The sequence below is a fragment of the Litorivivens sp. genome (genome assembly GCF_041625495.1).
Lineage (GTDB): Bacteria > Pseudomonadota > Gammaproteobacteria > Pseudomonadales > Spongiibacteraceae > Litorivivens.
Window position 1 is genome coordinate 1 of record NZ_JBFJTH010000177.1, and the last position, 7,514, is coordinate 7,514.

Annotated in this window: 7 protein-coding genes and 1 pseudogene; 2 read left to right on the plus strand and 6 right to left on the minus strand. The window is 54.5% G+C overall.

Features of this window, described 5'->3' with window-relative positions:
- The 3 genes and pseudogenes from ABYP39_RS15960 to ppsA form a co-directional block, all read right to left on the minus strand.
- A pseudogene (locus ABYP39_RS15960) lies at nucleotides 1-296 on the minus strand (hypothetical protein); the annotation flags it as partial.
- A gap of 125 nt (nucleotides 297-421) precedes the next feature.
- Nucleotides 422-733, minus strand: a complete 312-nt coding sequence (locus tag ABYP39_RS15965) for a Rieske (2Fe-2S) protein (RefSeq protein WP_372783517.1) — start codon at nucleotides 731-733, stop codon at nucleotides 422-424.
- A 96-nt stretch (nucleotides 734-829) separates the two neighbouring features.
- On the minus strand, nucleotides 830-3,211 hold the full coding sequence (gene ppsA, locus ABYP39_RS15970; RefSeq protein ID WP_372764940.1) for a phosphoenolpyruvate synthase: 2,382 nt from the start codon (nucleotides 3,209-3,211) through the stop codon (nucleotides 830-832).
- A 94-nt stretch (nucleotides 3,212-3,305) separates the two neighbouring features.
- Here ppsA and ABYP39_RS15975 point away from each other — a divergent pair, with 94 nt between their 5' ends.
- Both ABYP39_RS15975 and ABYP39_RS15980 read left to right on the plus strand, forming a co-directional pair.
- Nucleotides 3,306-4,136, plus strand: coding sequence for a pyruvate, water dikinase regulatory protein (locus tag ABYP39_RS15975; RefSeq protein WP_372749263.1), 831 nt, complete (start codon nucleotides 3,306-3,308; stop codon nucleotides 4,134-4,136).
- Nucleotides 4,136-5,290 carry a patatin-like phospholipase family protein gene (locus tag ABYP39_RS15980; protein WP_372749262.1) on the plus strand — a complete coding sequence of 385 codons (1,155 nt, stop codon included), beginning with the start codon at nucleotides 4,136-4,138 and terminating at the stop codon, nucleotides 5,288-5,290. The genes ABYP39_RS15975 and ABYP39_RS15980 overlap by 1 nt, the downstream gene beginning before the upstream one ends.
- Before the next feature lie 59 nt (nucleotides 5,291-5,349).
- Here ABYP39_RS15980 and ABYP39_RS15985 read toward each other — a convergent pair whose 3' ends face one another.
- From ABYP39_RS15985 to ABYP39_RS15995, 3 genes are all read right to left on the minus strand, one after another.
- Entirely contained in the window at nucleotides 5,350-5,811 is a 462-nt protein-coding gene (locus tag ABYP39_RS15985; protein WP_372783519.1) for a YiiD C-terminal domain-containing protein, read from the minus strand.
- A 2-nt stretch (nucleotides 5,812-5,813) separates the two neighbouring features.
- Complete coding sequence (meaB, locus tag ABYP39_RS15990; RefSeq protein WP_372748351.1) at nucleotides 5,814-6,779, minus strand: methylmalonyl Co-A mutase-associated GTPase MeaB; 966 nt, start codon at nucleotides 6,777-6,779, stop codon at nucleotides 5,814-5,816.
- A 197-nt stretch (nucleotides 6,780-6,976) separates the two neighbouring features.
- Nucleotides 6,977-7,514, minus strand: a 538-nt coding sequence (locus ABYP39_RS15995) for a cobalamin-dependent protein (protein WP_372783521.1), incomplete at its 5' end; no start/stop codon positions are given.

Genomic DNA, 7,514 nt, shown 5'->3' on the forward strand with positions numbered 1-7,514 from the left:
GCGTCGGTGGCGTACACATCCCGTTCACTGGTATTGCCGGGCGAACTTAGCACGCCGAGATGGTAATCGGCCGGTTCAAGCCCGTGGCTTGCACTGCCGGCAATAGCCTGCAACAGGCTCTCCATGCGGGCAGCGTTCCAAATTGGCGCGGGCATCTTTTCATAAACCCGCGAAACACTGACGGGCGAGTGGAGACTACCGGCGCTGGTAAGTCGTTGAATGGTGTTTTTATAGTTTTCGGCATGGGCCAAGCCTATTAAAAATACACACAGCGCGGTGTATACGATGTTGCGCAAGACAACCTCCTTGAAACTTCGCCAGGCCGCCACAAAAGCGCGCCAGCGTATAGTGATTTAACCTAGTTGACGAGCAACCTTCTTCGGTAAAATTCCACTCGACAAAAACCTAGGGACAATTACCACTATAACACTACACCTACTTCGCGCCCCTCTTCGACAAGAGAATAGCAGCGCAGGTTTTGGCAGGGCTCTTCGGTGCGCTCCAGAACGGCACCGGTGGCAAGATGGAATTGGTAGCGGTGATGGGGGCAGGTTATGGTATCGCCGAACACCGTGGCATCAATCAGACTATGCTCGCGGTGCGGGCAGTAGGCGTCGACGAGAAAGCGCTCTCCTTCCTCCTGAATAAGCAAAAGATGATACTCATCAATCTTGAAGGTTTTACGGTAACCGTCATGGAGATTGATAAGCTTTTCCAGCGCGTAATACCGCATCGTCCCTTTCCTTTTTTATAGTGACTGCGGCGGAATTTTGTCCCACTGTCGTCGCACAAGGCAGCGACAGTAGGACACGACGGGCTGGGGGAGGGATCAGGACTCGGCTTTAGGCAACTGTTCGCTGAGGAACATCCAGGTATCGAGTACTGAATCAGGGTTCAGCGAAACGCTGTCTATCCCCTGCTCTACTAGCCACAGTGCAAAGTCCGCGTGGTCTGACGGCCCCTGTCCGCAGATGCCTATATACTTGCCCTGCTTCTTGCACGCGTCAATAGCGTTTTTCAGCAACACTTTAACCGCATCATTGCGCTCGTCAAAGAGGTGCGCCACCAGTCCAGAATCGCGATCCAGGCCCAACGTAAGCTGGGTCAGATCGTTAGAGCCAATCGAGAAACCATCAAAGTGCTCAAGGAACTGGTCCGCCAACAAGGCATTAGCTGGCAGCTCACACATCATGATAACTTTCAGGCCATTCTCGCCACGCTTGAGCCCATTTTCAGCCAACAGCTCCATAACCTGCTTGGCTTCACCCACCGTGCGCACAAAGGGCACCATGATTTCCACGTTGGTGAGGCCCATCTCGTCGCGCACTTTTTTCAGGGCGCGACACTCCAGGCGGAAACACTCGCGGAACGATTCTGAGATATAACGGCCGGCACCACGGAAACCCAACATCGGATTTTCTTCTTCTGGCTCGTACAGCGTGCCGCCAATCAGATGGGCGTATTCGTTTGATTTGAAATCCGACATCCGCACGATCACCCGCTCCGGATAGAAAGCACCGGCAATGGTTGCTATGCCTTCCACCAGCTTTTCAACGTAGAAGTCCACTGGCGAGGGGTAACCCGCAATCCGACGGCTGACGGCCTGCTGCACATCACGCGGCAACTCGTCGTAGTCCATCAGCGCCTTCGGGTGAACACCAATCATGCGATTGATGATAAATTCCAGCCGCGCCAGGCCGACGCCGGCGTTGGGATAAGCCTGAAAATCAAACGCACGGTCCGGGTTACCCACATTCATCATAATCTTGAAGGGCAGCTCCGGCATGGTATCGAGCTCATTGCGGCTGATGTCAAAATCCAGGCAGCCTTGGTAAACAAGACCCGTATCACCCTCGGCGCAGGAGACGGTAACCTCTTGCCCGCTTTTTAGCACTTGAGTTGCATCACCACAGCCAACCACCGCAGGAATGCCGAGTTCGCGTGCAATGATGGCCGCGTGACAGGTGCGCCCTCCGCGATTTGTGACAATCGCAGAGGCTCGCTTCATGATCGGCTCCCAATCGGGATCGGTCATATCTGTAACCAGAACATCGCCCTTTTGCACCTGATCCATCTCAGAAAGATCGGCGATTACCCGCACCGGGCCACTGCCAATACGCTGCCCGATAGATCGTCCTTCGCAGACCACCTTGCCCTTTTCCTTGAGCAGGTAACGCTCCATCAGATTGGCGGATTCCTGGCTTTTGACGGTTTCCGGTCGAGCCTGAACAATGAACAGCTCGCCAGTGTCACCATCTTTGGCCCACTCGATGTCCATCGGACGCTGGTAGTGTTTTTCGATTATCAGCGCCTGTTGCGCCAGCGCCATCACCTCTTCATCCGTGATGCAGAAACGGTTGCGCTCGGCATCCTCGACATCAACAGTCTGCACAGATTTGCCCGCAGAGGCCTCGCTGCCATAAATCATCTTAATGGCTTTGGCACCCAGATTGCGGCGCAGGACGGCGTGTTTGCCGCCTTCAAGCAGCGCCTTATGCACATAAAATTCGTCGGGGTTCACTGACCCCTGCACTACGGTTTCACCCAGCCCATAGGACGCCGTAATGAATACAACCCCGTCAAAACCGGATTCGGTATCCATGCTGAACATGACGCCACTGGCGCCAATTTCGGAGCGCACCATGCGTTGAATACCCGCTGACAACGCCACATCCGCATGCTCAAAGCCTTTATGCACCCGGTATGCAATGGCGCGGTCGTTGTACAGCGATGCAAAGACCTCCTTGATCGCTACCTTAACGTTGTCCAAGCCGCGAATATTGAGGAAGGTTTCCTGCTGACCTGCGAAAGACGCATCTGGCAGGTCTTCAGCTGTTGCCGAGGAACGCACCGCCACCGCAATGTCGACGTTGCCCTCAGCCAATTCAGCGAAAGCCTCGTTTACGGCTGCATCAAGCTCGGCCGGAAACGGTGTATCAATGATCCACTGACGGATATCCTTGCCGGTTTCCAGCAGGGTTTTCACGTCATCGACATCGAGGCCTTCCAAGCGCTGTTTGATGCGCTCGTTCAGTCCGCTTTGCTGGAGAAAATCCCGATAGGCAGAGGCCGTGGTCGCAAAACCACCAGGCACTGAGACGCCAGCGCCTGAAAGCTCGCTGATCATTTCGCCCAGCGATGCGTTCTTGCCGCCCACACGATCGACGTCTGCCATGCCGAGTTCTTGAAACCAAAGTACGTATTCAGACAAAACGGGTTCCTCTAGTGCATAAGGTACGTGGTTAAAAGTTCGCGTATGATACTGGAATTCAGACAGAAATTCGCCCTGCAAGAGCCTCTTGATTGTGACAGAAAATAAAAAACGAACCGCCTTTTTCATCTCTGACAGCACGGGAATCACGGCTGAGGCCCTGGGATCGAGCCTGTTGGCCCAATTTGAGGGCCTTCAGTTTGAGCGGGTCATCCTGCCTTACATCGACACCGCCGCCAAAGCCCACTCCGCGGCCGAGAAAATCAATCGCGTGGCCGCCAGGGACGGCGTGGCGCCGATAATCTTCGATACCATTGTTAACTCAGAAGTTCGCGATATCATTAAAAATAGTGAAGGATTCACAGTCGACATCCTCTCAACCTTCCTTTCGCCGCTTGAGGATGCCCTGGGTATCAAGTCGTCATTTACCGTCGGCGGCGCACACAGCGTCACCAATGAAACCAACTACAAACACCGTATTGACGCGGTGAACTATGCGCTGGATAACGACGACGGTGCCAAGATTGATCGCTACAACCTGGCAGAACTGATTCTGGTCGGTGTATCACGCAGTGGCAAAACCCCAACCAGCCTCTACCTGGCATTGCAGACCGGTGTATTTGTCGCCAATTATCCGCTCACCGACGATGATCTGGACAACGGTCGCATTCCGAGGCCGCTGGCAGCTTATCGCAATAAACTGTATGGCTTGACCATTGACCCGGAACGACTGGCAATGATCCGTACCGAGCGCCGCGCCAATGCCCGCTATTCCACTCTGTCTCAATGTGAATATGAGGTACGCCAGGCCGAGGTGATGTTCAAGCGCTTTGGCATTCCGTATATTGATTCCACGCACGCTTCGATTGAAGAAATTGCGACCAGAATACTGGTAGATACTGGCTTGCGCGGACACAGCAAATAATGAAGCAAGAACTCAACGAATCCTCCCACGCTATTGGCCTGGTGCTTCCTGGCGGCGGTGCAAGGGCCGCCTACCAAGTGGGCGTTATCAAAGCTCTGGCGACACTGCACGGCGATCGCACCACCAATCCCTATCGGGTGCTTTGCGGCACGTCGGCGGGTGCCATCAACGCCGTCGCACTGGCCTCCCGTGCCAATGATTTTGTGGACGCCGCTCACTGGTTGGAATCGCTCTGGTCGCAACTGTCAACCGATCAGATCTACCGCTCGGACTTTCTGGGAGTTCTCAGAAATGCCTGGCGGCTACTGATTTCGCTGTTCAATGCCGGCGTCGCCGTGGGCCGGCCGGTGGGTCTGCTCGACAATACACCATTGCGTGAGCTGCTGAGGGAAAAACTGGATTTCGGTGCGATATCCCGCAATCTCGCCGATGGCCACCTTGACGCACTCAGCGTAACGGCGATGGACTACACCCAGGGTGTGTCGCTGAGCTTTTTCCAGGGCGGCCCTGAGCGCGCTGGATGGCAGCGTTGGCGCCGACAGGGCATCCCCACGCCGATTGATCTGTCACATGTAATGGCGTCTACCGCCATTCCCACTATTTTTCCTCCGGAAAAAATCAGCAAGCACTATTTTGGCGATGGCGCGCTGCGCCAGCTCACCCCTATCAGTCCAGCGCTGCACCTGGGTGCAGATAAAGTGCTGATTATCCCGGCCAACGGCCACCGTCGCGAATACAAACGATTGCCCAGAAAAATAACCTCTCCCGCCTTTGGGCAGATTATCGGCCACCTGCTAAACAGCGCCTTTGTGGACAGCATCGAAACCGATATCGAACGTCTTGAAAGGATCAATCAGTTGATTCGCTTGATGCCCCCGCAGGACTCTTTTACTGAACACCAGCTGCGGCCGATCGATGCCCTGGTCATATCGCCCTCGGAAGATATCGATGCACTGGCCGATGAATATGTCGACGGCCTGCCGCGCAGCATCAAAACCTTCTTCCGCAGTAGCGGCACTCGCTATAGCGGCGGCGTTAACGTTGCCAGTTATCTGCTATTTACCCACGAATTCAGCGAGCGGCTCATTCAACTGGGTTACAAGGACGGCATGGCCAACATTGAAGATTTGCGGCACTTTGTTTATGGGGAGTGAACCGGGAAGCTCGGGCAGGTTCCTGAAATTTTAGTACATCAGGCCGGCATGGCGCGCGATCAGAGATTCGGCGCCAGACCAATAATGGCGTACAAACCCTTAAAGCTGACCGCAGGCTTGCCGTCCTGCAACACTTGCGTGCGCAGCTCTATCTTAGACTTGCCGCGCTCGTCAAAGTGCTGAAAAAAAGCGTCCCACTCACTCTCTTCCAGGGCTATCGACGACGCTACGATATCGGTCGGCACCGGCGCGTGATATTCAATTTCACCTTTTGCCACCACAATATTCGGGTCTATGCCCGCTTCACGGCAACGCAGGTAAACCATGCCCCAGCCAGCCATAACGGCAACCACATAGAGGCTGCCACCAAAGGCGGTGTGCTTGTCATTAATACTCGGGCCAAGTGGTGCGCGCAGCGTCAGTGACTCGCTGTCATAATCAGCAACTTCTATTTCAAGCGCCCGTGCTGTCGGCAGATGGGCTTGGACAAACTCGGTGAGTTTGTGGGCAACGTCTTTCATTTCTAGCCCTTGAACAACAGGTCAATCAACGATTTGGCGGCCAGGTAGGGCGTGGTCTTGCCTTCCGTCACCTGACGATCGAGTACCGGCATCTGCTTTTTCACATCCGGATTCTGCTTCAGTTTCAGATCCAGCATTTCGTGCAGAAGTTTGTGCATCCATTCTTGTGCCTGGCGGGCACGTTTTTCATGAAATGCGTGATTCTTGATAGCATCGACCTGGTAGTCGGAGATCATGCCCCAGACTTCGTCGATGTTTTCCTTCTTTTGCGCCGAACAGGTTTTAACCTGTGGCGTCCAGAACGTAGTATGACGCAACAAATGCAGTGCATTTTGGTAATGACGCCGGGTTTGCTGCGCCATATGGATACTGTCGCCATCGGCCTTGTTAATTACCAGAGCATCAGCCAATTCCATGATTCCTTTCTTAATGCCCTGCAATTCGTCACCGGCGTTTGGCAGCATCAGCACCATAAAAAAATCGACCATACTGGCCACTTCATATTCAGACTGCCCTACCCCGACAGTTTCTACTAGAATCACGTCGTAGCCGGCCGCCTCACAAAGCAGCATAGTCTCCCGGGTTTTCAGCGCCACCCCACCGAGCGCGCCTTCCGACGGCGACGGACGAATAAAGGCATTATCCATTCGCGACAGCTCTTCCATTCGGGTTTTATCCCCAAGGATGGAGCCCCCGGCAATGGGTGAGCTGGGGTCAACGGCAAGCACTGCCACTTTCTTGCCCTGCTCTATAACAGTTTGGCCAAAACTTTCAATAAAGGTCGATTTTCCAACACCGGGAATACCCGTAATACCAACACGAATACTGTTGCCGGTATACGGCAGAACGGCTTCAAGCAGCCGCTGGGCTTCTTCGCGGTGCTCTGGCCGCTTGCTTTCAACCAGCGTGATGGCCTTGGCGAGAGCCCGACGATTGCCTTGTCGGAGTTGGTCGATATCAATGGGCATGGGTTGTAGCTCTGCTTTGGTTTAGGTGGTTTCGGTTAGCAGGGGTCAGAGCAAATTCTGGGAGGCGAAAAAGTGGCCTGCCCCGTCCTCTGCCGCGTCGAGACCACTTACCTATGGACGGGCAGCACCGTTCGGGGTCGGAACCAATTTAACGCTGTCAGTTAAATTGGCTCTGCCCCCGCTACCGTTAAGCTAGCCTAACCCTTGTAGTTCGCGTTAATCGCATCCAGCACGTCACGCGCGGCCTTGGGTATCTGGGTACCCGGTCCAAAGATACCTTTTACACCGGCCTTGGTCAGGAAGTCATAATCCTGCTTGGGGATAACGCCACCGGCAACCACGATGATGTCGCCAGCGCCCTGCTTTTTAAGCTCCTCAATCAGGGCCGGCACCAGAGTTTTATGGCCCGCTGCCTGGGACGATACGCCAACGACGTGAACGTCGTTTTCGATGGCCTGCTTGGCGACTTCTTCAGGGGTTGAAAACATGGGCGAAAGGTCTATATCGAAACCCACATCGGCGAAAGCGGTTGCGATTACTTTGGCGCCGCGATCATGCCCGTCCTGCCCCATTTTGCAGACCAGCATGCGAGGCCGACGGCCGTGCTTCTCGGAAAACGCCTCGATATCGGCGGAAATTTCATTCCAGTTGTCGTCGTTCTGATAAGCGCTGCCGTACACACCGGATACCGTTTGAGCCTGCGCATTGAAGCGACCAAATTCTCGCTCCATGGCA

Bases quoted from the DNA above. Each gene is read 5' to 3' on its own strand.
- ABYP39_RS15965 (WP_372783517.1), bottom strand. From the start codon at position 733: ATGCGGTATTACGCGCTGGAAAAGCTTATCAATCTCCATGACGGTTAC.
- ABYP39_RS15980 (WP_372749262.1), top strand. From the start codon at position 4,136: ATGAAGCAAGAACTCAACGAATCCTCCCACGCTATTGGCCTGGTGCTT.
- ABYP39_RS15985 (WP_372783519.1), bottom strand. From the start codon at position 5,811: ATGAAAGACGTTGCCCACAAACTCACCGAGTTTGTCCAAGCCCATCTG.
- meaB (WP_372748351.1), bottom strand. From the start codon at position 6,779: ATGCCCATTGATATCGACCAACTCCGACAAGGCAATCGTCGGGCTCTC.